The sequence below is a fragment of the Streptomyces sp. SID13031 genome, assembly GCF_010548305.1.
In the GTDB taxonomy this organism is placed as follows: Bacteria; Actinomycetota; Actinomycetes; order Propionibacteriales; family Kribbellaceae; genus Kribbella.
Genome location: NZ_JAAGLV010000001.1, coordinates 118949 through 144875 on the forward strand (window position 1 = coordinate 118949; position 25927 = coordinate 144875).

General features: G+C 67.6%; 28 protein-coding genes and 1 pseudogene. 16 read left to right on the forward strand and 13 right to left on the reverse strand.

The genetic code is table 11. The annotated features are described in order from the left end of the window. Positions 1–19: 19 nt before the first annotated feature. The 3 genes from G3I17_RS00520 to G3I17_RS00530 all read left to right on the forward strand — a co-directional run bounded on the left by G3I17_RS00520 (position 20) and on the right by G3I17_RS00530 (position 1271). Positions 20–316, forward strand: coding sequence for a hypothetical protein (locus G3I17_RS00520; protein WP_164592790.1), 297 nt, complete (start codon positions 20–22; stop codon positions 314–316). Positions 317–687: 371 nt separating this feature from the next. Continuing rightward, on the forward strand, positions 688–912 hold the full coding sequence (locus tag G3I17_RS00525; RefSeq protein WP_164592792.1) for a hypothetical protein: 225 nt from the start codon (positions 688–690) through the stop codon (positions 910–912). Then, entirely contained in the window at positions 909–1271 is a 363-nt protein-coding gene (locus G3I17_RS00530) for a hypothetical protein (RefSeq protein WP_164592794.1), read from the forward strand. The genes G3I17_RS00525 and G3I17_RS00530 overlap by 4 nt, the downstream gene beginning before the upstream one ends. A 52-nt stretch (positions 1272–1323) precedes the next feature. Here G3I17_RS00530 and G3I17_RS00535 read toward each other — a convergent pair whose 3' ends face one another. After that, positions 1324–1635, reverse strand: a complete 312-nt coding sequence (locus G3I17_RS00535) for a hypothetical protein (protein ID WP_164592796.1) — start codon at positions 1633–1635, stop codon at positions 1324–1326. A 174-nt stretch (positions 1636–1809) separates the two neighbouring features. Here G3I17_RS00535 and G3I17_RS00540 point away from each other — a divergent pair, with 174 nt between their 5' ends. Both G3I17_RS00540 and G3I17_RS00545 read left to right on the forward strand, forming a co-directional pair. Next, the gene (locus tag G3I17_RS00540; protein ID WP_164592798.1) at positions 1810–2793 is read left to right on the forward strand and encodes an NAD-dependent epimerase/dehydratase family protein; all 984 of its coding nucleotides are present in this window, start codon (positions 1810–1812) and stop codon (positions 2791–2793) included. Between the two features lie 4 nt (positions 2794–2797). After that, positions 2798–3289, forward strand: a complete 492-nt coding sequence (locus tag G3I17_RS00545) for a metallophosphoesterase (RefSeq protein WP_164592800.1) — start codon at positions 2798–2800, stop codon at positions 3287–3289. On the opposite strand, the gene G3I17_RS39600 is transcribed toward G3I17_RS00545, so the two are convergent. After that, entirely contained in the window at positions 3286–3441 is a 156-nt protein-coding gene (locus G3I17_RS39600; protein WP_203589565.1) for a hypothetical protein, read from the reverse strand. The two genes, G3I17_RS00545 and G3I17_RS39600, sit on opposite strands and share 4 nt — an antisense overlap. Before the next feature lie 17 nt (positions 3442–3458). Between G3I17_RS39600 and G3I17_RS00550 the strand changes: the two genes are divergently transcribed. Further along, a complete protein-coding gene (locus G3I17_RS00550; protein WP_164592802.1) occupies positions 3459–4094 on the forward strand; it encodes a hypothetical protein in 636 nt (211 codons plus the stop codon). A 6-nt stretch (positions 4095–4100) separates the two neighbouring features. On the opposite strand, the gene G3I17_RS00555 is transcribed toward G3I17_RS00550, so the two are convergent. Further along, a complete protein-coding gene (locus tag G3I17_RS00555; protein WP_164592804.1) occupies positions 4101–4763 on the reverse strand; it encodes a DUF6308 family protein in 663 nt (220 codons plus the stop codon). Positions 4764–4940: 177 nt separating this feature from the next. Between G3I17_RS00555 and G3I17_RS00560 the strand changes: the two genes are divergently transcribed. From G3I17_RS00560 to G3I17_RS00570, 3 genes are all read left to right on the forward strand, one after another. After that, complete coding sequence (locus G3I17_RS00560) at positions 4941–6173, forward strand: exonuclease domain-containing protein (RefSeq protein ID WP_164592806.1); 1233 nt, start codon at positions 4941–4943, stop codon at positions 6171–6173. Positions 6174–6201: 28 nt separating this feature from the next. After that, entirely contained in the window at positions 6202–6720 is a 519-nt protein-coding gene (gene pyrE, locus G3I17_RS00565) for an orotate phosphoribosyltransferase (protein WP_164592808.1), read from the forward strand. A 132-nt stretch (positions 6721–6852) separates the two neighbouring features. Beyond that, entirely contained in the window at positions 6853–7608 is a 756-nt protein-coding gene (locus G3I17_RS00570) for a thaumatin family protein (RefSeq protein WP_164592810.1), read from the forward strand. Between the two features lie 345 nt (positions 7609–7953). Here G3I17_RS00570 and G3I17_RS00575 read toward each other — a convergent pair whose 3' ends face one another. Together G3I17_RS00575 and G3I17_RS00580 are read right to left on the reverse strand one after the other, a co-directional pair. Further along, a complete protein-coding gene (locus G3I17_RS00575) occupies positions 7954–8217 on the reverse strand; it encodes a hypothetical protein (protein ID WP_164592812.1) in 264 nt (87 codons plus the stop codon). A 175-nt stretch (positions 8218–8392) separates the two neighbouring features. Next, the gene (locus G3I17_RS00580; RefSeq protein ID WP_164592814.1) at positions 8393–8794 is read right to left on the reverse strand and encodes a hypothetical protein; all 402 of its coding nucleotides are present in this window, start codon (positions 8792–8794) and stop codon (positions 8393–8395) included. Between the two features lie 227 nt (positions 8795–9021). Between G3I17_RS00580 and G3I17_RS00585 the strand changes: the two genes are divergently transcribed. Both G3I17_RS00585 and G3I17_RS00590 read left to right on the forward strand, forming a co-directional pair. Beyond that, the gene (locus tag G3I17_RS00585; RefSeq protein WP_164592816.1) at positions 9022–9576 is read left to right on the forward strand and encodes a YceI family protein; all 555 of its coding nucleotides are present in this window, start codon (positions 9022–9024) and stop codon (positions 9574–9576) included. A gap of 211 nt (positions 9577–9787) precedes the next feature. Beyond that, the gene (locus G3I17_RS00590; protein ID WP_203589566.1) at positions 9788–10291 is read left to right on the forward strand and encodes a hypothetical protein; all 504 of its coding nucleotides are present in this window, start codon (positions 9788–9790) and stop codon (positions 10289–10291) included. Between the two features lie 455 nt (positions 10292–10746). Here the strand turns inward: G3I17_RS00590 and G3I17_RS00595 are convergent, their stop codons facing one another. After that, entirely contained in the window at positions 10747–11316 is a 570-nt protein-coding gene (locus G3I17_RS00595; protein ID WP_164592818.1) for a hypothetical protein, read from the reverse strand. A 314-nt stretch (positions 11317–11630) separates the two neighbouring features. Between G3I17_RS00595 and G3I17_RS00600 the strand changes: the two are divergent. Continuing rightward, a pseudogene (locus tag G3I17_RS00600) lies at positions 11631–11804 on the forward strand (LuxR C-terminal-related transcriptional regulator); the annotation flags it as partial. A 53-nt stretch (positions 11805–11857) separates the two neighbouring features. Beyond that, on the forward strand, positions 11858–12223 hold the full coding sequence (locus G3I17_RS00605) for an MmcQ/YjbR family DNA-binding protein (protein ID WP_164592820.1): 366 nt from the start codon (positions 11858–11860) through the stop codon (positions 12221–12223). Here the strand turns inward: G3I17_RS00605 and G3I17_RS00610 are convergent. Then, on the reverse strand, positions 12188–13195 hold the full coding sequence (locus G3I17_RS00610; RefSeq protein ID WP_164592822.1) for a hypothetical protein: 1008 nt from the start codon (positions 13193–13195) through the stop codon (positions 12188–12190). The two genes, G3I17_RS00605 and G3I17_RS00610, sit on opposite strands and share 36 nt — an antisense overlap. Positions 13196–13411: 216 nt before the next feature. Between G3I17_RS00610 and G3I17_RS00615 the strand changes: the two genes are divergently transcribed. Both G3I17_RS00615 and pgm read left to right on the forward strand, forming a co-directional pair. Next, positions 13412–14944, forward strand: coding sequence for a fused MFS/spermidine synthase (locus tag G3I17_RS00615; protein WP_343238175.1), 1533 nt, complete (start codon positions 13412–13414; stop codon positions 14942–14944). Between the two features lie 75 nt (positions 14945–15019). After that, entirely contained in the window at positions 15020–16642 is a 1623-nt protein-coding gene (pgm, locus tag G3I17_RS00620) for a phosphoglucomutase (alpha-D-glucose-1,6-bisphosphate-dependent) (protein ID WP_164592824.1), read from the forward strand. Positions 16643–16652: 10 nt separating this feature from the next. On the opposite strand, the gene G3I17_RS00625 is transcribed toward pgm, so the two are convergent. Both G3I17_RS00625 and G3I17_RS00630 read right to left on the reverse strand, forming a co-directional pair. Continuing rightward, positions 16653–17033, reverse strand: a complete 381-nt coding sequence (locus G3I17_RS00625; RefSeq protein ID WP_164592826.1) for a DUF3037 domain-containing protein — start codon at positions 17031–17033, stop codon at positions 16653–16655. Then, positions 17030–17767: a HipA family kinase gene (locus tag G3I17_RS00630; protein WP_164592828.1), complete on the reverse strand. Its 738-nt coding sequence runs from the start codon at positions 17765–17767 to the stop codon at positions 17030–17032. The genes G3I17_RS00625 and G3I17_RS00630 overlap by 4 nt, the downstream gene beginning before the upstream one ends. Before the next feature lie 79 nt (positions 17768–17846). Between G3I17_RS00630 and G3I17_RS00635 the strand changes: the two genes are divergently transcribed. Continuing rightward, a complete protein-coding gene (locus G3I17_RS00635; protein ID WP_203589567.1) occupies positions 17847–18902 on the forward strand; it encodes a glutamate--cysteine ligase in 1056 nt (351 codons plus the stop codon). Between the two features lie 3 nt (positions 18903–18905). Here the strand turns inward: G3I17_RS00635 and G3I17_RS41945 are convergent, their stop codons facing one another. The 4 genes from G3I17_RS41945 to G3I17_RS00655 form a co-directional block, all read right to left on the reverse strand. Further along, entirely contained in the window at positions 18906–20693 is a 1788-nt protein-coding gene (locus G3I17_RS41945) for a glycerophosphodiester phosphodiesterase family protein (RefSeq protein ID WP_164592830.1), read from the reverse strand. 137 nt (positions 20694–20830) lie between these two features. Then, positions 20831–23611 (reverse strand): ABC transporter permease, encoded by a 2781-nt coding sequence (locus G3I17_RS00645; protein ID WP_164592832.1) that lies wholly within the window; start codon positions 23609–23611, stop codon positions 20831–20833. Further along, entirely contained in the window at positions 23608–24345 is a 738-nt protein-coding gene (locus tag G3I17_RS00650; RefSeq protein WP_164592834.1) for an ABC transporter ATP-binding protein, read from the reverse strand. Before G3I17_RS00650 ends, G3I17_RS00645 begins: the two co-directional genes overlap by 4 nt. Positions 24346–24479: 134 nt before the next feature. Beyond that, complete coding sequence (locus G3I17_RS00655; RefSeq protein WP_164592837.1) at positions 24480–25568, reverse strand: glycoside hydrolase family 5 protein; 1089 nt, start codon at positions 25566–25568, stop codon at positions 24480–24482. Between the last annotated feature and the right edge of the window lie 359 nt (positions 25569–25927).

Below are 25927 nucleotides of genomic sequence, written 5' to 3' on the forward strand. Positions count from 1 at the left end.
GGTGCATCGGAATTGGCATGTGCTGGTTGATGCTGAGCCGGGGGAGGCGCAGGCGATTGATCCGTACTCGGTTCAGGTTGACGTCTCGTACGGCGGTGGTGACGATGCGGTGCAGGAGCGGGAGGCTCGACTGGTTTTCGAGCGGCTGGCTGAAGCGGGGCTGGGGATCCCCATGCTGCTGGTTCATGACGTGACTTATCTGGTGGCAGCGCATCTGCCGGATGCCGGCACGCATTACTTCGCGGCCGGTGTCAGCATGGACGAGCCGGATCTGGCCCAGTGGCGAGACTGGGTTTCCGAGGTACGCGGGCTCTGAAGGACAGCTACTTGTGGGCGGTGATCCGGGGTTACGGAGGCCCAGGGGGCGGGTCAGCTTCAACCCCTGGTCGATGTCGGCTGACGAGTACGACGCGCTGGCCGGATTCGCGACCGCGGTGGCGGAGCGAATGCGGCTCTGACCAGGCTCAGCGGCGGTCGCCGACGGGGATACGGAAACTGCTTTGAGGTACTTCCAGAAAAGTTCTGTGGGATCGGCGTCATGAAGGCGTCACCGGGCCGTCACTACGAGTGAACCCATCCCCACAGGGAAGTGGAAGTGATCGAAGTGAACGACAGCTATTCGATGCCGCTGATGGGAACACCGACAGGCGGCCGCCGCACGCCTTCGACCGGACGCCGGGTGCACTGATGCCTGATGATCCGGCAGGAGCTCAACGTCGCCGCGTACGAGTGTGGTTCGGGGACCACGTCGTCGCGGACTACTGGGCGGAGGCCGACGTGGCCGACCGCTATGCAGCCGCCATGTCACGCCGGTTCGCCGGCCTGAAGGTGACCAGCGAACCGATCTCCGTCGCGGATCCCGGCGGGCAGGCCCTGCCGGGGGAGAGGTTGTGGGAGGTCGCGCCGAAATGACTGCCCGTCGTTTCCGGATGATCCGCCATCATGACGTGTCCGGCGTGAGCGGTACCGGGCCCGTCGCCGAGGGCGTCCAGTTCACCGACGAAGCCGTCGCGCTGCGTTGGTACGGCGACTACCCGACCACCACCGTCTGGGACAGCATCGACTCGGTGATCGCGATCCACGGTCACCAGGGTGCCACCGAGATCGAGTGGCTCGACCCCGACCCGGGGCCGGATCCGGAGCTGCCACGACGCGCCGATCTGCCGCCCCAGCCCTGGCCGGCCCTGCACCCGGCCCCTGAACCCCCGCTGGACGAGTTCGAGTCCGGCCGGCAGACCACGACCGGATCCGGCGCCGCGGACCTGGTCTGACCCGAACGGGCCGGCGCCAGACTCCCTCCGGCGTCGGCCCCGTTCAAACCCCTCAACCCATCTCGGTGGTCTCCAGCAGGTCCAGGTTGTAGAACGTCGCCGGCCCGTCGCACAACTCCATCAGCTGGGCGGCGAAGACGCCGGTGTCCTCGCGTTCGGAGTTGGCCATCGCGTCCTCGTACGAGGCGAACTCGACGATGTGGAAGTAGCGGCCCGGGTTGTCCCGGTCGGCGCAGGCCGTCATCCGGGTCGGCGCGGGTCCTTCGTCGCCGGCCTCGCGGCCCTTGCGGAACTGCTCGCCGATCGCGCGGACCTCCTCCGGTCGCGACGTCCGGTACTCGATGATCTGAACGAAACCAGCCATTTCTCCCCCTTGGTGTGTTTGTCCTCCTACTGCCGACAGTGCGCGCCGTCGTGAAGCCCCGCAAGGGGTGACGGGCAGGTATGACGCGGTGCGGACGGTGGGCCACGAAGAGTTGCTGTCTGCTCTCGGCAGAGGGGATGGGTTTTGTCCGTGCGGGCTGCTTGGCTGGGGTTCGTGGACATTCTGATTCTTGGCGGTACGGCGTTCCTCGGGCGTGAGCTCGCGAGGCAAGCGCTCGCGCGTGGGCATGCGGTGACCTGTCTGGCGCGAGGTGAGAGTGGCGCGGTCGCGGAGGGGGCGACGCTGGTCGCAGCGGATCGCGCGCGGCCGGACGCGTACGACGCGGTACGGGGGCAGGAGTGGGGCGCGGTCTTCGAGCTGTCGTGGCAGCCCGGGTTCGTGCGGGAGGCGCTGACAGCCCTGGAGGCCAAGCACTGGACGTATGTCTCGTCCATCAATGCCTATGCGGCGTTCGACGTACCGGGGGCGGATGAGTCGGCGGAGCTGCGGGCCGCGACTGATCAGGATGTCGCGGATCGGGAGCTGTACGGCGAGGCCAAGGTGGCTGGTGAGCTGGCGTCCTCGGCGGCGGTGGGGGATCGCTTGGTGATCGCGCGGCCGGGGCTGATCGGCGGGCCGGGGGACTCGAGCGATCGGGGTGGTGCGTGGGTTGCTCGCGCGGCGCGGGCGCCGGAGGAGCCGCTGCTGGTGCCCGATACGCCTGAGCTCGCGACAGCGGTGATCGACGTACGGGATCTGGCGTCTTGGCTGCTGGACTGTGCTGAGCGAGGCACGACCGGGACCTTCGACACGTTCGGCCCGGTGGTGCCGTTCGGCGAGTGGATCGACCTGGTGCGCGAGGTCGGCGGGCACACCGGGCCAGTGGTGCTCGCGTCGCGGGAATGGCTGGAGGCGCAGGAGGTACCGCAGTACATGGGCCCGGAGTCGATCGCCATGTGGATGACCGAGCCCGGCTACGAGGGCTGGTCGAACCGCAGTGGCGCCGCGGCAGCCCAAGCGGGGTTGAAGCATCGATCGCGGAAGGAGTTCCTGGTCGACGCCCTGGCCTGGGAACGTGAGCTCGGTCTGGACCGCGAACGCAAGGCGGGCTTGAGCCCTGCTCGCGAGCAAGAGCTGATCAAGGCCGTGCGAGAGTAACCCCATGCGGTTACTGCTGATCTCGGACACTCATCTGCCGGTACGCGCGAAGAAGCTGCCCGGCGTTGTCTGGGCCGCGGTCGACGAGGCGGACGTGGTGATCCACGCGGGCGACTGGGTCAATGTCGACCTGCTCGACGAGCTGACCGAGCGCTCCAACCAGCTGGTCGGGTGCTGGGGCAACAACGACGGGCCGTTGCTCAGGGCAAGGTTGCCTGAGGTTGCCCGGGTGACGCTGGACGGCGTCGCGATCGCGGTCGTCCACGAGACCGGTACGGCGAAAGGTCGCGAGGAGCGCTGTGAACGCGCCTACCCCGACGTGGACCTGCTCGTCTTCGGGCACAGCCACATCCCGTGGGACACCACGTCGCCACGGGGCCTGCGGTTGCTCAACCCGGGATCGCCGACGGATCGCCGGCGACAGCCGTACTGCACCTATCAGACGGCCGTGATCGAATCAGGCCGCCTGAAAGAGGTTGCGCTACACAACCTTTAGGCGCTTGCGGCTTCCTTGACGCGGGTCTTGATGCGGTCGCGCACCTCTTCCGGGGTGTAGGCGCGACGCTTGCGCTCGCCTCGCGCGATCACGGCGCCCGTCGCGGCAACCCCGACGAGACCAGCCAGTCCTACGACCTTCCATGCCTTCATGTCACTAACCTAGCGACGTGGAAACACGGATAGCACTGGATGACGCTACGGAACTGACACGAACGGGTGACATTTGGCTGTTTCGGGGTGAGAGCGCGGCCGATCGCGCGATCCAGCTGACCACCAACAGCCCGGTCAACCACGTCGGGATGGCGATCGTCCTCGAGGACCTGCCGCCGCTGATGTGGCACGCGGAGCTCGGCCGCTCCCTGCCCGACGTGTGGACCGGCCAGCACCAGCGCGGCGTACAACTGCACGATCTGCGCGACGCGGTGCTCACCTGGTCGCGCCGATACGGTCAGCGGGCCTGGCTGCGGCAGCTCGAGTACCCGGTCACCAGGGAGACAGAGGACGCAGTACTCCGTACTGTGGCGCGCCTCGACGGGACGCCGTTCCCGTCCACGGCCCGGCTGGCGTCGCGATGGGTGCGCGGGCGCATCCCGCAGTTCCGTCATGGCGAGCGTGAGTTGAACCTGGAGAGCGCGTACTGCGCCGAGGTGGTCGCCGTGACGTACGAGGAGATGGGCCTGTTGCCGAGCGGGCGCCGGCCGAACTGGTACGACCCGGGCCGCTTCTGGAGTGGCGACGACCTGGATCTCACCAGTGGCGCGACGCTGGGCGAGGAGATCGCCGTGGACATCCCCGCCGCGTAGTACGGCTCAGCCTGGGTGGCGGGCGCGCATCCAGAGGATCACGTCGAGGGTGCGCAGGGGCGTGATCTGCGGCCCGAGCTCGGCGGCTTTGTGGGCGTGGCCGAGATGATCGCACAGCTCGGCCGTCAGCGCCTCGTGCAACGAGATCCACCAGTTCGCGCCCTTGCCGAGGTCGACCAGCTGGCTGACCTGGTGGTCGTAGATCGGGATCAGCCGCGGCCGCTTGCGGGCCAGCAGCTTGCTCGCGGTGACGCCGGAGGTGCCGTGCTCACCGCCGTTCCACGCCATCGCGCGGAACTTCGTGAACAACCGGTACGCCGCAGACTTCGGGCTCAGGTCCGATCGCGCGACGTCCCACAGATCGGCGTCGGCGGGGATCTCGGTGAGCAGGTCGGTGATCTCGGCGGCGTCCTCGCCGAGAAGCCGTGCCGAGACCGTGATCGGCAGCCGGATGCTGAGTGCGGACAGGGCAACGATGTCGTCGGCGGTGAGCCGGTTGCGGTTGTTCTCCTGGTCGGCCGGCGAGCCGATCAGCTCGAACCAGCGGCCGGGGTAGCCGGTGTTCGGCGGCCCGTCCTGGTAGTAGGTGCGCAGGTCGTCGATCGCCTGCGGATCGGTGACGAAGTCCAGCAGTCTGGTGGACAAACTGGTGTCGATGCTGAGTTGCATGGTCCCCCCGTGCGGTTTGGCGGCACGCGGCGCCTTCCAGCTTCCCCCCGCGCTTCCATAGGGCCTATCGACTGGAATCGATGCCGCGTTACATCTGGTTTCGCCGGTCGCCGGAAACTGTCGGTGGCCTGTGATTGGCTTGTTGCAGTTGGCAGCGACGCTGGAGGAGGCGCTGGGATGTATGCCGTCATCGACACCGAGACCACCGGCCTGTCGCCCGGTCATCGGCACCGGGTGATCGAGATCGCCGTCGTGCTGCTCGACGCACAAGGGCGGTTCGAGTACGAGTGGGTGACGTTGCTGAATCCGCAACGGGACCTGGGGCCGCAACACATCCACGGGATTCTGACCGCCGACGTGCTGGCCGCGCCGGACTTCGCGGATATCGCCGGCCGGCTGGCGCAGTTGCTGGCCGGGCGGATGGTGGTCGGGCACAACGTCGACTTCGACCTCGGGTTCCTGCGGGCGGAGTTCGCCCGGATCGGGTTCGCGGTGCCACTGGTCACCGAGCGCTCGATGTGCACGATGGCACTGGCCGGCTATCTGTACCCCGGAGCCAAGCGGACGCTGGGCGCTTGTTGCTCGGCGGCCGGGATCTCGATCGAGGGCTGGCATTCGGCGCTCGCTGATACCCGGGCGACCGCGCAGCTCTTCAGCCAGTATCTCCGGGCTTTCCCGTCGCCTCCGCCCTGGCAGTGGGCCTATGAGGAGGTCAGCCGGCTGAGGTGGCCCGTACTACCCGGTGCGGACGGCACGGCCACTGTCCGCCCGGTGCATGCGGGCGGGCGCCACGGCTGGATGAGCAGGCTGGTCGACCAGTTGCCACGAGTGCCCGATCCGCCACAGGCCGACTCGTATCTGGCCGTCCTCGACACGATCCTGGCCGATCGGGAGATCAACCAGGCCAAGGCCGACCAGCTCGTCCACGTTGCGACGGATCTCGGCCTCAGTCGCTCGGAGGTCGACGAGCTGCATCGGGTCTATGTCACCGACCTCGCCGACGCGTTGTGGAGCGGGGGCGTGGTCGCTCCGGATGAGCGCAACGACCTCGATCGGGTCGCGGTGATGCTCGGGCAACGGGCGGCGGACGTCGATGACGCCTTGCTACGAGCCAGCGGCGGGCAATACGTCGTGCCGGCTCGTCCCGGGGCGCAGGGGTTTCCGGCGGGCAGCAGCCTGGTGTTCACCGGTGACATGGTCGAGCCGCGTGAGGTTTGGTGGGATCGCGCGGTGGCGGCCGGGTTCCTGCCGCAGGAAGCTGTCCGGCCGGACACCATCTTCGTCGTCGCGGCCGATGTGGACAGCCTCTCGGTGAAGGCCCGGGCGGCGCGCGACCTCGGCGTACCGATCATCGCGGTCGAGGACTTCGTGCGGATGCTGCCGGAGACCGGCGAGCGCAAGGCCGGGTGAGGATCAGTGCCTGGATAGGGTTCGGATCGTGGAGATTGCGGAGCTGGGGCAGCGGATCTATCGGGCATCGCACCTGACCGGGGAGTTCACCCTGCGGTCGGGGATCACGGCGACCGAGTATTTCGACAAGTACCGGTTCGAGGCCGACCCAGTGCTGCTGGACGCGATCGCCGAGGCGATGGCGCCGCTCGTGCCGGCGGGGACCGAGGTGCTCGCCGGGCTCGAGATGGGTGGGATCCCGGTCGTGACGGCACTCGGGCGGCACACGGGGTTGCCCTGCGCCTTCGTCCGCAAGGAAGCCAAGACCTACGGGACGTGCCGGCTCGCGGAGGGCGCCGAGCTCGCCGGCCGCCGGGTGCTGGTCGTAGAGGACGTCGTGAGCAAGGGCGGCCAGATCGTCTTGTCCACGAAGGACCTGCGCGCGCTGGGCGCTGACATCTCACAGGCCTTGTGTGTGATCGACCGCCAACTCGGTGGGGCCGAGACGCTCGCCGCCGAGGGCATCGAGTTGATTTCGCTGATGACCGCGGCGGATTTCATTTCTTAACTCCGGAAATCCGTGATCGCGCGATCACGGAGTGTGCAGTGAGGTGTTGACATCGTTGTATCGGGGCGGCGATGGTGGTGACGGGAATTCCCGATGTCTTACCGCGCCCGCCCCCACTGTTGCGGAGAAGATATGCCCAAGATTCTCGCTGTATTGCTGACCCTTGCCCTTTTCGTGGCACTACCTGCGCCCGTTTCGGCGACGCCGATCAATGCGGCCGCTGTCACCGTCCATACCGTGACGTTCGTGAACCAGTCCGGGCAGACCCTGTGGGTCGGCTCGTCGGTCAACGCGGACAACTCGGTCAACTTCACCGGACTGCCCAGGCTGAACAACGGGCAGTCCGCGACCGTCACCATCCCCGAAGGCTCCTGGCCCAACCACTGGCGCGGCAAGTTCTTCGGCCGGCAGGGCTGTACGGGCCAGTCCGGATCCACCTTCAAGTGCGCGGTCGGCGACTGCGGTCCGTTCGCCGATCGGTGCAGCCTCGGCGAACAGCCGACCAGCCTTGCCGAGTTCAATTTCGACCAGAACGACGGGCTCGCGCCCTGGTACAACGTCAGTTACGTCAACGCCTTCGCGCTACCGATCACCATCCGGGCGAACAACCCGCAGGCGCCTCCGGGCTCGCGCGAGTGCGAGACGATGGGCTGCCCGGAGAACCTGCTGCCGTACTGCCCGCAGGCCAACAAGCGCGTCGGTACGAACGGGGTCACGCCGTACTGCCTGAATCTCAACCGCGACGCCCGGACCCCGTACAGCGACGCGCTGAGCTCGCACTGCCCCAAGGCCTACGCCTGGTCGAAACAGGACGCCGAGCAGGGCAACCAGACCGTGCGGCAGTGCCGCAATTGCACTGGCTTCACTGTGACTTTCCACGCCGTGTGAATCAGTTCGCCTGACTCGAGAAGATGACAGGAGCTGTTCATGAGATTACCCATGAAACTGGCCGTGCTGGCCACTGCCGTTGTACTGCCGCTGACTTTTGCGCAAACCGCCTACGCGATTCCTTTCGACCAGCCGATCCAAGGTAATGCGACCTACTACAACGATGCCGGGTACGGCGCCTGCGGGACGCAGATCAATGCCGCGACCGAAATGCTGGTGGCGGTCTCGTATACCTATCGACCTGAGCCAGCCCGCCTTCAGCCAGCTGGCCGATCCGAACCTCGGCAACATCCCGCTGACCTGGAAGTTCGTCAGGTCCTAGATCGCCCGGTGTCCTACAGGGCACTAGTGCCTTGCGTCGCCGCCGTCCTCGCGTTCGATCTCGAAGCGCAGCGTCTTGCCCGAGCGGATGCGTTCGACGGCGGCGAGGCAGGCTTCCTCGCTCATATTGACGCCGATCTCACCGAGCCGGTTGCGCAGTACGAGCGCGGCGTCCTCGGCCGAGCGGGAGCTGGACTCGTTGATCGCCTCGATGGTGGTCTCGGTCAGCTTCTCGCGGATGTCCGGGTGGACCTCGTGGATCTCGTGGGTGATTCTGAACTCCGACATCGCGACCTCTCCCTGTGACGGCCTGCCCATGACCTGGCACCCAGCCTAGTGCTCCGCACTCTTAGTACGCCGCCCTGCCGGTGCCCCGATTCGCCCGGGCGTGAACGTCCGCCGCCCAACTGTTCCCGCCTACCCGCGACTCGCGCCGTCCCGGCACCGGGCAAACTGGTTGCCTCTAGCAACCGTCGAGGTAGTTTCCGGTGCGGGTCGGGTCATGGTTGCGCAGATCTGCGCCGAAGTCGACGTGGGCCTTGAGGCGGAGCAGGAGGGACACCCAAGTGGTGGGATCGGTCTCGCCTTCGTGGACGAAGGTGAGATCGGTGCCGCGGTCCTCGTCCTGCGCCAGGGCGAAGCTGATCCGCTCGCCGAACAGGCGGATGACGTACAGGTGGTCCTTGACGGCTCGCTCGATCGGGGCGTCGGCGGTCCGGTCGCCGGGTAGGACGAAGTGGATCACCCCATCGGCCTCCTTGGCCGACTCCGCCCAGAATCGCGACCGGCCCAGCGGAGTACTGATGGCGCGGTAGACCTCGCTCGGGGCCGACTTGAAGTGGACCTTCCACTGCGTCGAACTCACTGGACCTCCTCGACGGCCGACGGGCTCGGCTGCACCCCCGATTCTCCGGTACGGACCGGTTCAACCGGCGCTGGGCGTCCATGCGTCAGAGCACCAGTGGGTGCCATGACAGCGACTTCTTGTCGCAATCGTGTGAAGAGCTGATGAAGGGGGGTGGACGAATCAACCTGGGCCTGCCAGGGTTGACAATGCAAACTTAAACTATTCCTCTTTGGGAGGCGGACTGCATGTCCACTGACTATTCCGAGCTCACCGGCGACTACACCATCGACACCTCGCACAGCCGGATGGGATTCGTCGCCCGGCACGCGATGGTCGCGAAGGTCCGCGGCAACTTCGACGAGTTCGCCGGCTCGGTCCACGTCGACGGCGCCAAGCCGGAGAACTCGACGGCTCAGGTCTCCATCCAGGCCAAGAGCATCGACACCCGCAACTCGCAGCGCGACGACCACCTGCGCAGCAACGACTTCCTCGACATGGACAACCACCCGGAGATCACCTTCGCCTCCACCGCGGTCGCGCCGGCCGGCGACGACCACTTCACGGTGACTGGTGACCTGACGATCCGCGGCGCGACGAAGTCGGTGGACATCGACTTCGAGTACGCCGGTCGCGCGGTCGACCCGTACGGCAACGTGCGGCTGGGCTTCGAGGGCAAGGTGGTGCTGAACCGCAAGGACTTCGGCGTCAGCTGGAACGCGGTGCTCGAAGGCGGCGGCGTGATGGTCAGCGAGAAGGTGACGCTCGAGATCGAGGTCTCGGCGATCAAGAACCCCGCCTGACTCCCGCCTGATCCCTGGCTGGTGTTTTTGCTCTGCCTGCACCACCGGACGGCTGGACGCCCTCACTCCGGCCAGGCCCGGTATTGCAGTCGACGGTTCGTTCGTCGCAATGCTGTCACAATCGTCGGTGGACTCCGCTCGGATCTGGTTCGTCACATTCGGCACTGAGAGAATTGCTCTCAGTGTCGCGCCAGGTCCAGGGAGTCCGCCGATGATCGACACGAGGTTCTATCGCTGGCTCCGGCCCCTGCTCGGGCGCCGGCGTCGAGGTCTGCGTGCGCCGGAGGAGTATCGGCCGCGGGGGACCAGTTCGAAGGTCAGCCGGCTCGCCGCCCGGTACGACGCTGAAGTGGATGCCGCGCTCGAACGGCTGTGGCCGAAGGCGCGGGTCTATCACGATCGCGAGTTCACCCGGGATCGCGCGGACTTCCTGTTGGTGGTCCGCGGTCGCGGGGTGATGGTCGAGACGAAGGTGAAGAGCGATCCGGGACTGTTCCGCGGCTCGACCCTGCCGCCGCTGCTCGACCGCTTGCAACGCGACGGCCGCAGGCTCGTCGTCCTGCTGAACCAGGGCGATCCGACCCCCGCGCGAGAACTCGTCGCCGCCAAACTCGGCGACAAGGCCCGCGTCATCGTCTGGTCAGGCCCAGCCGACGACGCCGCCCTCCACGAAGCAGTCGAATCCCTCCTGAAACAAGCCACCCGCCACGCCTGAACCCGCCGCAGATCGCCAGTCCGAGTAGGGGAACTGGCGATCTGCCGCAACTCGGTACCGGAATCGCAGCGCAGGAGTTCAGCAGTCCCGGAACATGAGACGCCGGAGAACAGCAGTGCCCGAGGGCGCCAGGCGCCTGATCGGCAGTGCCGGAGAGCGGTGGGTGCCGGAGAACAGACAGCGCGGAGGGCAGGTGGCTGCTCTCCGCGCTGTGAGTTGGCTCCGGACCGCGAGGTGTGCCCTAGGCAGGCGGCGGGACGGAGTCGTCTATGGGGTACTTCGGGTGCTGCCTCGCCTGCTGCGACGTGCGTCGAGCAAGCCGATGGCGCCAACCTGCGCATGGTGCCAACTACGGGTGGTACTAGCTCGCGGGCGATGCCGAACTGCGGTGGTGCTGGCTCGCTGGTAGTGCCGAACTGCGGGTTGTGCTGGCTTAGGGGTGCTGCCGTGTGGGGTCAGCAGGCTTGTGGGGTGGTGCTGCCGCCGCCTACGACCCAGCGACCCTGGACCAGTTCGACGCGCATCTGGTCGAGCCAGCGGGTCGGAGTGCCGGCGGGCAGTGCGCTCTTGCCTCTGCTGTCGACGGTGCGTGCCTTCACAGTGTCATAGCAGGCGCGGACGATCACGCCGTCCGAGAGCAGGACGCGCTTGGCCCAGAGCACCTTGGTGACACCGGTGTTGTGCAGGCGCTTGGTCCGGTAGTACTTCGCCTGCTGGCTGATCGCCGTGAACATCGCCGGCGTCATCACCGGTACGAGCTGCTGGGTCGACCGGCCACCGCTACGCATCATCACGTCGAACGCGACGCGGTAGTCGTAGTACGCGTTGAGCACCGGGTCGTCCGAGACCGGTGAACCGGCTGCCGCGCCGGACCCGTTGGCCACTGCGTCGGCGACGCCGGGCTTGGCTGCCTTGTGGGCGGCAGGCGACGACGCGGCCACGTCGGCGGACTTGTCGTTGCCGCAGCCCGCGAGCATCAGGACCGGGATCAGCGTGGCGGTCACCGCCAGGTTCCGAATGCGCATGTTGTTCGAACCTCCTGTCGGCGCGGCACTGCCGCTCGCACCTTCCGGCACTGACCGTGTAACGCTGTGACACGGACCGTGGTCACTGTGACCTAGATCACATCACACCCGCTACCGGGGTAGGCAGTGCGGTTTGGCTCCCTGGCCGGATGTTTCCGCGCCCGCTGATTTCTAGGCTCGATCTCAGTAACTGAGACTGAGGAGCCGACCATGACGGACACCGTACGAACCTCCACACCGACCACCGATGGACCGCTATCCGGTCGCCGCCCCTTGACAGCCCGCCTCCTCCGCTCCCTCGGGTACGAATCGGCCTGGTCGAGCGTGGGCAGTCCAATCGGGAGATCGCGGCCACCCTGGTCCTCGCCGAGCAGACCGTGAAGACTCACGTCAGCCGCATCCTCACCAAGCTGAACCTGCGGGACCGTGCCCAGGCCGTCGTCTACGCGTACGAAGCCGGCGTGGTCGCGCCGGGCCCCCGCCGATGAACGCAACGGGACCAGGACAGAGATCAGCACAGGGATCAGCAGAGGAGACAGAGATGGACGCGCTGGAGCGGTTGCGAGGCCTGTGTCTGGCGCTGCCCGAGACCACCGAACGGCTGAGTCACGGTGAACCGACCTGGTTCGTCCGGGACAAGAAGACGTTCGTGATGTTCGCCGATCAGCACCACGACGACCGAACGGGCTTGTGGTGCGCAGCTCCCGAAGGCAGCCAGCAAGCGCTGATCGCCAGCGACCCGGAGCATTTCTTCCGGCCGCCATACGTCGGACATCGCGGCTGGCTCGGTGTCTACCTCGACGTGCCCGCCGTCGACTGGACTCACCTCGCCGGGCTCGTCGAGGACGCCTATCGCCAAGTCGCCCCCAAGTCATTGGTAGCTCGACTCGACGAGGCCGGCGCCTGATCCCCGGTCAGCAGCCAGTCCACGGTCGGTCGTGGGAGGCGAGAGCCAGGCTGATTCAGCGTCGTGGCGGCACGGCAGGGCGGTTCGGTAGGTCGCGGCGGACAGCAGCAAGGTGGTCAGCTCGCCGAGGCTGACGCCGAGGTTGCGGGCGTCGCGCCGCAGTACCGAGATCAACGCCCTGGGCAGGTCCTCCAGCACCACCGGTTGCCCGCCGCGAACCTCGTTGACCGACCCGACCGACCCGACCGACCCGACCGACCCGACGGACTCGACCGACTCGACGGACCAGTCCCGTCCCCATCGCTCGGTGCCCAGTTGCAGCACCTCGTCCAGCGGTGGCAGCAGCTCATCGACCAGCAAGTCGGGGATCTCGGTCAGCGCCCGGATCATCAGCACGCCCAATGTGTGCTGGCTCTCCCACTCGCTCAACCCGTCGCTGGATCTCAGCTGGCGCCTCAGCACCACCCGAAGCCGCTCGACCCCGGGGCTCGAAGGGGAGGGCTCGTCGAGCACCGTCTCGACCGACAGTCGGCCGTTCCGAAGCCGGAAGGCGAGTAGCGAGTCGGCTTGGACGTCAGGAAGCCAGTCGGGTGGACCACACCAGCCGCCGAACTCGCCCGTGGACGAAGTGACCGCGCCACCCATCGACAGGGCCAATGAACCTTCATGCACCAGCAGTTGGTCGAGCATCGCCAGCTCCGGTCCGGCGAAGAGAACTTGCCGGCCCTTCGTGGCATACCGGACCCGATGGGTGAGGGCCGCGCCGTCGAGCATCCGGCGGGCGCTGTCGAACCGCCCGTCGGCCAGCTGCACCATCACGGGCGACTGGCGCAGCGCAGTACGGACGACGACTGCTGGGTTGCCGGATTTGGTCAGGCCCGCGGCCAGCACGGATGGCCCGAGCTCGTCCGGGGTCAGCGGTCCGGAGGAGTTGATCAGGTCGGCGCAGTGGTTGACGATTCGTTTGCTCATGCCAGAGAAGGTACGAGCCTCGAAGCCGCGATTTGCCTTTATCCACAAGGCAATCCGGACGAATCAGTCGATCAGGTCGACCTTGGTCTGCGGTAGCTTCTTCAGGGCCGGCGCGGTCGTCGCCCACTCGTCCAGCACGTCGCTGATCGGCAGTGACCGGCGGGGCATCCACCTGTACTGCGGTCCAGTGCCGCTCGACGCCGATAGGGTGGCGCGGTGGATGAGACCGCCGGCAATGCGCCCGTCAAGACGATCGACGACGGCAAGACGATGAGCGACGGCAAGACGATCAACGACAAGGTCGCGATCGCCTTGTCGTTCGGCAGCTCTGCCGCCGTGATGGTGCTCGAACTGGTGGCACTGCGCCTGGTCGCGCCGTACCTGGGGCTGACGCTGGAGACCAACACCGCGGTCATCGGTGTCGCCCTGGCGGCCATCGCCACGGGTGCCGCGATGGGTGGCCGGATTGCCGACAGCGTGCCGCCCACCCGATCGCTCGGGCCGATGGTCCTGGTCGCCGGTGCGCTGGTGCTGCTGATCCTGCCGGTGGTGCGCTGGACGGGCGAGGCGTTGCGTGGTGGCGGCAGCGAGGTTGTCTTCCTGGCCGTCGCCGTCGCGCTGTTCTTGCCGGCCTCGCTGCTGGCCGGGGTGACGCCGATGGTGACCAAGCTCAGGCTGTCGACGCTGACCCAGACGGGCACGGTCGTCGGCCGGTTGTCCGCGTACGCGACCGTCGGTGCGATCGCGGGCACGGTGCTGACCGGGTTCGTGTTCGTGGCCAAGGTTCCGACGAGCACGATCGTGTTGTGCCTGGGTGGGCTGCTGGTCCTCGCGGGCGCGGCCCTGACGATCTTCTTCCGGGGTCTGAAGGCTGCGGCCAAGCCGCTCGCGCTGGCCCTGGTCGGCACCGGCCTGACCCTGGTCGCGCCGCGGCCGTGTGAGGTCGAGACGGCCTATCACTGCGCGCGGATCGAGAAGGACCCGGCGCGGGCGAGCGGTCGCACCCTCTACCTGGACCAGCTCCGCCATTCCTACGTCGACCTCGACGACCCGACCTACCTCGAGTTCGGGTACGCGAAGAACTTCGCGACGGTGATCGGAACCCGCTGGCCGGACAAGTCTCCCCTGGAGGCGCTGCACATCGGTGGCGGCGGGCTCACGATCCCGCACTACCTGGCCGCGACCAAGCCAGGGACCAAGAACAAGGTCTACGAGATCGACCCCGGCGTGATCGAGCTCGACAAAGCCCAGCTGGGCGCCCGGCCGGGGCCCGACCTCGACCTGCAGATCCGCGACGGGCGGCTCGGCGTACGGTCCGAGCCGGCCGACAGCCGGGATCTGGTCGTGATGGATGCCTTCGGCGGAGTCGCCGTGCCGTGGCACCTGACGACGCGGGAGATCGTCGCCGATCTGCGCCGGGTGCTCAAGCCGGACGGCCTGTATCTCGTGAACGTCATCGACTTCGGTCCGCAAGCGTTCCTCAAGGCCGAACTCCGCACGATCGCGGCGGAATTCCCGTACGTCGGACTGATCGCGAAGCCGTCCGCGCTGGCCGGCCGAGAGGGTGGCAACTTCGTCCTGGTCGGCGCTGACCAGCCACTACCCGGTACTTCGATCCGCCAGCGCCTGGGCGCGACGGCCGGGCTCATCGACGACCCGACCGCGCTGAAGCAGCTCATCGGTGACGCCCCGTTGCTCACCGATGACTACGCGCCGGTAGATCAGCTCCTGACGCCCTTCCCGAGCTAGCGGCGGCCGAACCGAGACACGAGACGCGCCACGGGTGGAGTTGTGATCCGCGCCGAAGGCTTGTTGCATGTGCACATGCACCCACGCGCAGGCCAGCCCGCTCAGCCCGAGGATCTCGTCGACGTCGACGCGCTGCTCGCGGCGTACGAGGGGATCACGCCGGACGTCGAGAACCCCGCCCAGAAGGTCGTCTTCGGTACGTCAGGCCACCGTGGCTCGTCCCTTGACGGCGCCTTCAACGAGGCACACATCCTGGCCATCACCCAAGCCATCTGTGAGTACCGCGCCGGGGAGGGGACGTCTGGGCCGCTCCTGGTCGGCAGGGACAGCCACGGCCTCTCGGAGCCCGCGTGGCGGACCGTACTAGAGGTGCTGGCCGGCAACGGCGTGCAGACCCTGGTGGACAGCGCTGACGGGCTGACGCCGACCCCGGCTGTCTCGCACGCGATCCTGCGGCTCAATCGCGGTGCGGGCGCGGGTGCCGACGGCATCGTCATCACGCCGAGCCACAACCCGCCGCGCGACGGCGGGATCAAGTACAACCCGCCGCACGGTGGCCCAGCCGACTCGGACGCGACCGGCTGGATCGCTGCCCGGGCCAACGAGCTGATCGCCAGCGGCAACCGCGAAGTACGCCGGACCCAGTTCGAGGCGGCGCGGGCGCAGGCGGGCGAGTACGACTTCCTCGGTCACTACGTCGACGACCTGCCGTCGGTGCTCAACCTGGACGCGATCCGGTCGGCCGGTGTCCGGATCGGCGCCGACCCGCTCGGTGGCGCGAGCGTGGACTACTGGGCCGCGATCGCCGAGCGGCACCGGCTCGACCTGACCGTGGTGAACCCGCGGATCGACCCGGCCTGGTCGTTCATGACGCTGGACCACGACGGCAAGATCCGGATGGACTGCTCGTCGCCGTACGCGATGGCCTCGCTGGTCGCCCAGAAGGACCGGTACGACGTCGCGACGGGCAACGACGCCGACTCCGACCGGCACGGCATCGTCACGCCCGACGCCGGCCTGATGAACCCGAACCACTACCTCGCCGCGGCGATCTCCTACCTGTTCGCGAACCGGCAGTGGGGTCCCGAGGTCGCGGTCGGCAAGACGCTGGTCTCGTCGACGCTGATCGATCGCGTGGTCGGTGACCTCGGCCGCCGGCTCTGGGAGGTGCCGGTCGGCTTCAAGTGGTTCGTGCCCGGTCTGATCGACGGCTCGGTCGGCTTCGGCGGTGAGGAGTCCGCGGGCGCGAGCTTCCTGCGCTTCGACGGCACGGTCTGGACGACGGACAAGGACGGCATCCTGCTCGCGCTGCTGGCCAGCGAGATCACCGCGGTGACGGGGGAGACCCCCTCGCAGGCGCACGCCAAGCTGGTGTCGAAGTTCGGCGCCTCGGCATACAGCAGGGTGGACGCGCCGGCCAGTCGCGAGCAGAAGGCCAAGCTGGCCGCGCTCTCGGCCGACGCGGTGACCGCGACCGAACTGGCGGGTGAGCCGATCCTCGACCGGCTGACGAGCGCGCCCGGCAACGGTGCCGCGATCGGTGGGCTGAAGGTCACGACCGAGTCTGCATGGTTCGCCGCACGGCCGTCCGGCACTGAGGACCTCTACAAGATCTACGGAGAGTCCTTCAAGGGCGAAGAGCACCTCGCCGAGGTCTTCGCCGAGGCCCGCGATGTGGTGTCGGCAGCACTCGGCTAAGAACTGAACATCAGCGGACGAAGGCGTCGACCAGTCGGTCCAGGTCCGCAGTGGGGTCGTTGGTGAGTCCACTGTGGATCGGGCTGGGGTGGACGACCGTACTGCGGGGTGCGGCGAGCCAGCGGAAGCGCTCGCTGATCCTGGTGGCTGCTGCCGGCCCGCCCTCCGGGTCGCCCGCGCAGATCGCGCGGATGTGCTCCAGCGATGCGCAGACGACGTCCACGTCGACCGCTGGGTCGAGGGCACGCAACCGGAGCGGGTCGACGTCCCAGGAGGCGCCCAGGAAGTCCAGTGACCGGCAGTAGAGCACCGCGCCGACGTTGACGAACTCGCCGCGGTGGATGCGGGGTGCCGCGCGCAGGATGACGTAGTCGAAGGGCACCAGGTTCACCGCGCACCACCCGGCAGCCACGCGGACCGGTCGGCGAGTCTGGCGGTCAGATGGCCCAGGTACCGCTCGCGGTCACCAGGGGCGATCCACTCGTCGGGCACCAGCGCGATCACCTCGGTCAGCAGTTCAGGGGTGATCGCCGCCGCAAGCTCGGCATCCACGGCCGGTACTGCGGGCGCAACGTCGCGGAACACGTGATCCTGGGCGTCGTACGCGAGCCCGGTGAACTTCTCGGCGGACATCCAGGAGTGGTGGAAGTACAACGCTGCTCCGTGGTCGATCAGCCAGAGTTGCTTGTGCCAGACGAGCAGGTTCGTGTTGCGCCAGGAGCGGTCCACGTTGGTGACGTACGCGTCGAGCCAGAGGATCTTGGCCTGGGTGGCCTCGTCGGGCTTGCCGCTGGACCCGTCATAGCCGAAGGAGCCGGGCAGGAAGTCGACGGCGAGGTTCAGGCCGGCGCTGCGCATGATGAGGTCCTGGATCTCCTCATCGGGCTCGGACTTGCCGATCACCGGGTCGAGCTCGATCAGCTTCAGCTCGGGCACCCGCAGGCCGAGCCGGCGGAACAGCTCGCCGACGATGATCTCGGCGACCAGCGCCTTCGGACCCTGGCCGGCGCCGTGGAACTTGATCACGTAGGTCCCGAGATCGTTGCCCTCGACAACACCAGGCAGCGAGCCACCCTCGCGCAACGGCAACACGTACCTGGTGGCAGTGACGATCGGCAGACTCACCCGGCAGAGCTTAGGGCACTGAGCGTTTCCGCAATTCCGTGGCCGGGTACGTCGAAGACAAAGCGATAGAGGAGAAGCCTTGAGCCACCCGTCCATGGGCGTCGAGGAGGAGTTGCTGCTGGTCTCGGCCAGCGGCGCGCCTGTGCCCCGCAGTAAGGCCGTCGCCGCGGGGACCGACGGCATAGACGTCGAGTTGGAGCTCACCCAGGCGCAGGTCGAGATCAACTCGCCTGTGTGTCAAACGGCTGATGAACTGCGAGTGCAACTGACCTGGGCGCGGTCCAAGCTGGCAGAGGCCGCAGCGGAGGAGGGCGCGCAGTTGCTGGCGATTGCCGCGCCCCCTGGTGGCGTGGCGGCTCAGCTGATCACCAGGAAGCCGCGGTACGAGGAGATGGAGGCCCGCTACGGGCTGCTGGCCCGTGAGCAGGCCGTATGTGGGTGCCACGTGCACATCGACGTACCGGACAAGGAAGCTGCTGTCAGGGTCAGTAACCACCTGCGGCCGTGGCTGCCGGCGCTGCTGGCCCTGACGGCCAACAGCGCGGTCTATCTGGGCAAGGACACCGGGTTCGCCAGTTGGCGCTCGATCATGTTGGCGCGCTGGCCGTGCTCGGGTCCACCGCCGTACTTCGAGTCGGCCGAGCACTACGACGCGCTGGTCGCCATGCAGATCGCGACGGACAGCATCATGGATGAGCGGATGGTCTATTGGGACGTCCGCCCGTCCAGCCACCTGCCGACCGTCGAGGTCCGCGTCAGCGACGTGCCGCTGACCGTCGACGAGACGGTGCTGTACGCCACGCTCGTCCGCGCGCTGGTGATGACCGCGCTGGCGGACGGCGGCCCAGGTCCAAAGCTCGAGCCCGAGGTACTACGAGCGGCGTACTGGCTCGCAGCACGCGACGGCATCACCGGCAAGGGCCTGGAGGTCCTGAAGGCACGGCCGGTCCCCATGAGCGAGCTACTCGGCTTGCTGCAAAGGCATGTCTCACCGGCTCTCCAGGAGCTGGACGATGCCGACATGGTGGCCGAGACCGTCCAGCGAGTCCTCCGTGAAGGCAACGGCTCCGTAAAGCAACGTCAAGCCCTCAGAGACGGCTTCGACATCGTCACCCTGACCGCAGTGGTCGACTGAGCTCTAGCGGAGAAAATCCTCCAGACCGTGCAGGTCGTCGGTGTTGAGGTGGTCGACACCGGCGGCGGTCAGTTCTGACCAGACGGCTTCGCGGGCGGCGCCGGGAGTGTCAGGCGTCTCCCAGAAGCGGACCCGGTAGCCGGCGTGGTGGGCGGTGGTGACGATCTCGTGCAGCTTGGCGCGCTCGCTCACCGGGAACGGGCCGATACCGCGCCAGGTGAAGTTGTTCGACCAGTTGTCGCTCACCAGCGGCATCAGCGACGCGGGCAGCTTCGAGTTGAGGTCGGCGAGCCGCCCGTCGTACCCGGCGTACCGGACCTTCTGTGCCTTCAGTACGTCGAGCGGGCGGTTGCCGCTGATCACCGAGGTGAGGGCGCCGCGGTACGTGCGGCCGTTCGCGAAGACGGTGCTGATGCCCCGGTACTTCCGCAAGGCCTTGTCGATCGCCGCGTACGTCGACGGCCCGTCGCTCTTGATGTCGATCAGCAACTGGAATTCGCGACCGTGCCGATAGACCTCGCCACGGTTCTCCCGGACCCGCTGCGCCAGCGGCTCGAGGTACAGGCTCTCGAGGTTGCGACCCGGTACTGCGTCCGCCAGGTCATGTGCGACGCGGAGCTCACCGTCGATCAGCCAGACGTCCGCCTCGACGCTGTTGAAGCCACGGTCGAGAGCGTCCTGCAGTGGCCGCCGGTGCTCGTAGTCGTTGTGCGCGTGCGCCGACGGCAGTGCACGGATCGCCGGGGCGTCGTACGCGATCGGCAGCCGGAAGCCGTTCGAGCGCGCGACCGAACGTACCCGGTCGGGGTAGTCCGAGATGATCCCGTCGACACCCTTGTCGATCAGCGACTGCATGGTGGCCGGGTCGTCGATCGTCCACGGCACCACCTTGATACCGACCTGATGCGCCGAGCGGACCATGTCGGTGGTCACATACGGCTTGTACGCCGGATCGCTCACCTTGCCGTCCTGCGGGAACCCGTGCACCGGCGAGATCGCGTCGGCACCGAACGAGTCGGCCGCCCGCACCAGGTCGCCACCGAAGTCGTCGATGTCGAGACCGCCGAGCCAGGGCGACTTGCCGGGCTGGCCGGTCTGCAGGAAGTCGTAGTTCGTCAACGCGACGATCGGCAACTCAGGCGCGACCTGGCGCATCCGCATCAGCGAACCCCAGTCGAAGCTCTGGATCGTCACCTGCCGGCCGATCCGCGCCTTGCGGATCTCCTGCGCGACCACCTGGACGAACTGCTCGCGCGGCGCCGTCTCGGCCGGTGCGCCCGCCTCGACCTTGGTCTCGATGTTCAGCTTCACCTTGTTCGCCTGGAACCGGTGGACCAGGCCGAAGACCTCGCGCAGCTCGGGCATCCGGGCACCCGGGTCGGGCGTCTGGCCGGGGAACCCGGACTGCGGCAGCGAGCCACAGTCGAGCTGCTTGACCTGCTTCAGCGTCAAGGTGTTGATGTACTTGCCGACGTACGGGTACTCCGCGTCGCCGGGCGTGTAGGGCGCGGTGTCCTTGCACTTCGACCCGGTGACTTTGCGGTCGTGGGTGACGACCGCGTAGCCGTCCTCGGTGATCTGGACGTCGAGCTCGAGTGTGCTGACGCCGATCTCGAGGCCGTGCGCGAAGGACGCGATCGTGCTTTCCACGGTCAGCCCGAGACCGCCGCGGTGGGCCTGGATGTCGAACTCACGGCCACGACCGGCACCAGCCGGAAGAGCGACCAGCGTCTGGCCGAGCAGACCGGCGGCGAGGGCAAGCGGAAGTAGCGCGCGGGGGAGGCGGCGCATGAGGGGTGAGCCTTTCGTAGGGGCGGATGGCGCCAAGGTTTCCCCGCTCAGGGATACCCCGGCCCTCGCGAAGGTAGCCGACAAGAGGCCGACTGATGACCCCTCGCCGTCGCCACCCGCTCACCTACGGTGGTGAACTACTCGTATTGCAGCGCCTCCAGGGGGTTCAGGCGGGCCGCTCGGCGGGCCGGCCAGATGGCGGCGAAGATACCGACGACGACCGAGACGATGGCGAAGATGACCAGCTGGCCGGTCGGTACGGCGAAGCTCACCTCGTCCAGCCGGGCGGCCAGGAGGGAGGCCAGGCCGAGGCCGAGCAGGATGCCGATCACCGCGCCGATCAGAGCGGTGATCACGCTCTCGTGGCGGATCATCCGTTTCACCTGTCGCCGGGTCAGGCCGATCGCGCGGAGCATGCCGAGCTCGCGGGTCCGCTCGAACACGGTCAGCACCAGCGTGTTGACGATGCCGAACAGGCTGACCAGCACCGACAGCGCGAGCAGCACGTAGAGCACGTTCAGCAGGCTCTTGATGCCGTCCGACTGGGCCGCCTTGAACTGCTCCCGGGTCTGCGCCTTGGCGTTCGGGAAGCTGGACAGCGCGGAATCGAGCGCCGCCGTGTTCGCGGCCGTGACGCCGCCGTCCAGCTTGAGGAAGGTGAAGATGTTCAACGGCTGCGGGTTCGCCGCGTCGAAGGTCGCCGTCGAGATCGTCACCTGGCCGAACGGCGAACCACCGGCCGGCGGCGTGAAGATGCCCCGCACGGTCAGCTGCAGGGTGCGGCCCGTGACAGAGGTCATCGCGAACTGCGAGCCGACCTGCAGGTTGTGCTTGGTGGCGTACTCGTCGTCGACGATCGCTCCGTCGGTGCCCAACGTGCCCAACGTTTCCTGCGAGCCGCTCTTCCAGTCGAAGCTGAGCACGGTCGGCGCCTGACTGTCGACCGCCGTGATCGGGATCGTCTCGTCGAACGCCTTGCCCTGCCCGGCGCGCACACTCGACGCCGCCTCGACCCCGGGCACCTTCGCGACCGCGGCCGCGACAGTCGGCGGCAGCGGGCTGAAGTTGTTCTGGGCCGCGACCGCGTAGTCACCGCTGAAGATCTTGTCGACGGCGTCCTCGAACGGCTTGATGATGCCCGCGCCCAGCGTCGCCACCAGCGTGACCAGTGCCAGACCGATCATCAGCGCGGCAGCCGTCGAGGCGGTCCGGTGCGGATCGCGCCGGCTGTTCTGCCCGCCGATACCAGTGGCCGGGCGATCAGTCAGTACGCCGGGGAACTCCGCCGGCCACTCGGGTTGCCACGAGCTCACGCGTCGTCTCAAGGCCATCGCACTGACGACCACGAGCAGCACCGGATTCAGTACTGCGCCCAGTACGAACCCGCCGACCCGCTTGACGCCGGAGCCCGGACCCCAGTACCCGCGCCGCAGAAGCCAATAGGGCAAGGAGAAAAGCGGCCAGGCAAGGATGGTCAGAACGAGTACCGACCCCCGCGCAACGGGATCGGAAGCAGCTGCCAGCGGACGGACCAATCGCGCGGCGAACAAGGCGATTCCGACGAAGATCAGCAGTACTCCGACCGCCAGCAAGGTCAGCAGAGTTCCCGTGCTCAGCCCGTCGACGAACAACCCGGCCAGCACGAGCGCGACCCCGACCAGCGTCAGCAACGCGGCACCGAGTGCGCGGTACCGCTGGAAGCGTCCTGGCGGCAGCTTCGCCCCCTCGCGAACGGCCGCGATCGGCGGCACCCGAGTGGCTCGCCACGCCGGACGTAGGCTGGCCAGCAAGGTCACCAGAATGCCGACGGCCAGCGCGACGATGACGGTACGGCTGCGGAACACCAAGCCGTTGTTGGGCAGCGTCAGCCCTGCCGCATCGAAGATCTTGAACAATCCGGTCGCGATCCCGAGGCCGAGGAACAGCCCGGCCACCGCGGCCACCACGCCGGTCAGGAGCGCTTCGAGCACCACGGTGTTCAGCACCTGACGCCGGGAGGCGCCGAGCGTGCGCAGGGTGGCGAACTCGCGGGTCCGCTGCGCGATCGTGATCGACAGCGAGTTCGCGATCACGAACGATCCGACGAACAGTGCGATCCCGCCGAACACGAGCAGGAAGGTCCGGAAGAAGGTGAGGAAGCCGCTCGTCCCGGCCGCGTCCTGCGCGGCCTGATCCTCGGCGGAACGCACTTGAGTGCCTGCCGGCAAAACCTTCTGGACGGCATCGATGAGCTGCTGAGGCGACGTACCGCTCTTGGCCTTCAACAGGATCTGGTCCAGCTTGCCCGGCTTGTCGAACAGCCGCTGCGCGGTCGGCAACTGGAAGCCGGCCAGCGTCGCGCCACCGATCGACGACACCGCGCCGAACTCGACCAGCCCGGAGATCCGCATCGGCTGCACCTCGCCACGCGCCTGGACACCGATCGTGTCGCCGGGGGAGAAGCCCTTCTTCGAGGCGGTCTGGGTGTCGATCACGACCTGGTCCGCGGCCGGCCACTCGCCCTTCACCAGCGCGAGCGTGTTGAACTCCGGCCGGTCCGGATCGATGCTGAAGCCGAGGTTTGGCGCACCGCCGAAGACGGCCGCCTTGCCGTCCTTGCCGATCAGCTGCGCCTCGCCCGCGACCGCACCGCCGGCCACGCCGACCTCAGGGAGTACAGAGATCTTCGCCAGCAGCGACTCGTCGAACGGCGGGGCCGGCGCGGTCCCGTCATCCGGTACGTCGAACGCCGGCTTGCCCGTGATCGCCGCGTCGGTGTTCTTGTAGTTCTCGGAGAAGATCGAGTCGAAGGCGGAGGAGATCGAGTCGGTCAGCACGAAAGTGCCTGAAACCAGCGCCACCCCGAGGACGACGCCGATCGCGGTCAGCGCCGTGCGCAGCTTGCGGCTGAGCAGGCCGCGCAGCGCGAAGCCGATCACTGCAGATCCAGTGAGTCGATGATCTGCAGGATCTCGTGCTGGTCGGTCCGGCCGGTCTCCTTCACGATCTCGCCGTCGGCCAGGTAGAGCACCCGGTCGGCCATCGCGGCCGCCTTGGCGTCATGGGTCACCATCACCGTCGTCTGCCCGTACTCGTCGACCGAACCACGCATCAGCTGCAGGATCTCGTTGCTCGTCCGCGAGTCGAGGTTGCCGGTCGGCTCGTCGGCGAAGATCACCGTCGGCCGGGAGACGAGGGCACGGGCGATCGCGACGCGCTGCTGCTGACCGCCGGACAGCTCGGCCGGGCGGTGCGTGAGCCGGTCGGTCAGTCCGACCCGGGCGACCAGCTCGTCGAAGTACGCCGGATCCGGTTTCTGGCCGGCGATCGTCAACGGGAGCACGATGTTGTCGCGCGCGGTCAGCATCGGCAGCAGGTTGAAGAACTGGAAGATGAAGCCGATGTGCTTGCGGCGCAGCTTGGTCAGGTCGTCGTCGCCGAGGGTGGTGATCTCGGTGCCGCCGATCTGCACCGACCCCGAGGTCGGCTTGTCCAGCCCCGCCAGGATGTGCATCAGCGTCGACTTGCCGGAGCCGGACGGTCCCATCACGGCCGTCAGCTGCCCGGCCGTGATCTCCACCCCGACCCCGCGCAACGCGTTGACGGCGGTGTCCCCCTCGCCGTATGTGCGAACCAAGTCGTCCGCACGCACGACAGTCGTCTGTCCCTCCATGCCGATCGGTCTCCCTAGCTGATCAGCGGCCCCCCAGAGCCGTCCGGTAATGCAACGAGTCTGCTCTCGAGAAGGCTGGAGCGACAGGGGGATTCCCCCGACCGGACCCCGAGATCCGGTCGAGGGAGCGGGGGTCAGCGCTTCTTCTGCAGGCCTGCCTTGATGCCCACGCCGAAGCCTGACGGCGTGCCCTTGTAGTCCTTCAGGAGGGAGGGCTCGTCGGCACAGTCGCTGACCACCCAGCCCCAGGCGAGGTACGAGATGCCGCGGGTGTCGGCCCACTTGGTGAGCTTGTCGCTGAACTTGTGGCTGCAGTCGCTGTCACCCATCTCGCCGATCACGACCGGTACCTTCGCGGCCACCTTGTCGATCTCGGGCCAGCGTTTCGGATCGTCGTACGGTGAGCCGAGCGGCTGCCCGTAGATGTGCACCGACGCGACCAGTTGGTTGGCCGGGTCGACCGGCTTGAACTCCAGCCAGCGAGTCAGCGAACCGGCGTACTCCGGGCCGGGCACCAGGATGACGTTCTTGGCGCCGCTGGACCGCACGGCGAGCACGAGTTCCTGCATGCCGGCCGTGACGAACCCGGTACCGCCGCAGGCGCCGCCGTCGCGGACACACTTCCAGGCGGCCGTGGTGTCCTGGTTGTCGTCCGGGTACGGCTCGTTGAACAGGTCGAACATGACCGCGGGGTTGTTCTTGAACGTGGCGGCCACCGAGCGCCAGTACAGCGGCGCGAATGCCCTCGTGGGCATGATGCGCTGGTTGGTCGCCTTCTTCGTGTCGACCTGGGTCCAGTGCGCGTCCACGATCACCGGCAGGCCGGCGGTGGTCAGCTTGTTGACCCAGGCGGCGATCGCGTGCCGGTACGTCGAGCCGCGCATGCCGGGCCTGATCTGGGTACTGCCCAGCCAGCAGGTCTCGTTCAGGGGCACACGTACCGCGGTGACGCCCCAGGCCTTCATGGCCGCGATGGTCGCGTCGGTGGCGGGGGCGTCGAACAGCCCCGTGCCTTCGGCGCAGGCGTACTGCGCGCCGGAGTGGTTGACGCCGCGCAACTGCACTTTGGCGCCGGTCTGGTCGACGAGCTGGTTCCCGGCCACCCGTACGGACAGCGGGACCTTTGCGTCGGCGGGCGGCAGCGTCACGCCCGAGGGTCGGAGTACTACGGTGAGTGTTGCGATTACGGCGACGAACGCCAAGGCGGCTAGGGCTTTCCGCACTGGGAATTTCTCCTTGTTTCGGTCCCCAGGATTAACAGCTTCGGACACGGCCCCACCTCCGCAACAACCTCCCTATCAGTGGCGATCGCCGGGAGGCAAGCTGATGTCGTTTGCTTAAAACCATCGCTTGGATGGACCTTGCGAAGTCACCCGGCCTGTCAGGCGTAAACCGGCGCGAAAAGTTAACGCTCGAGGTCACGGAAAGATAACAACGCAAAAAAACCGGACAGCGCAGAATGCTGACCGGGTAACAAGGATTGTTGGTGCCGGACCGGGAAGCGCCTCACGGCGCGAGGCCGCTCGAAGCGGCTATATTTGGGACCCGGGGCTACCGCGGCCCGACACCTTCATCAGTGTAA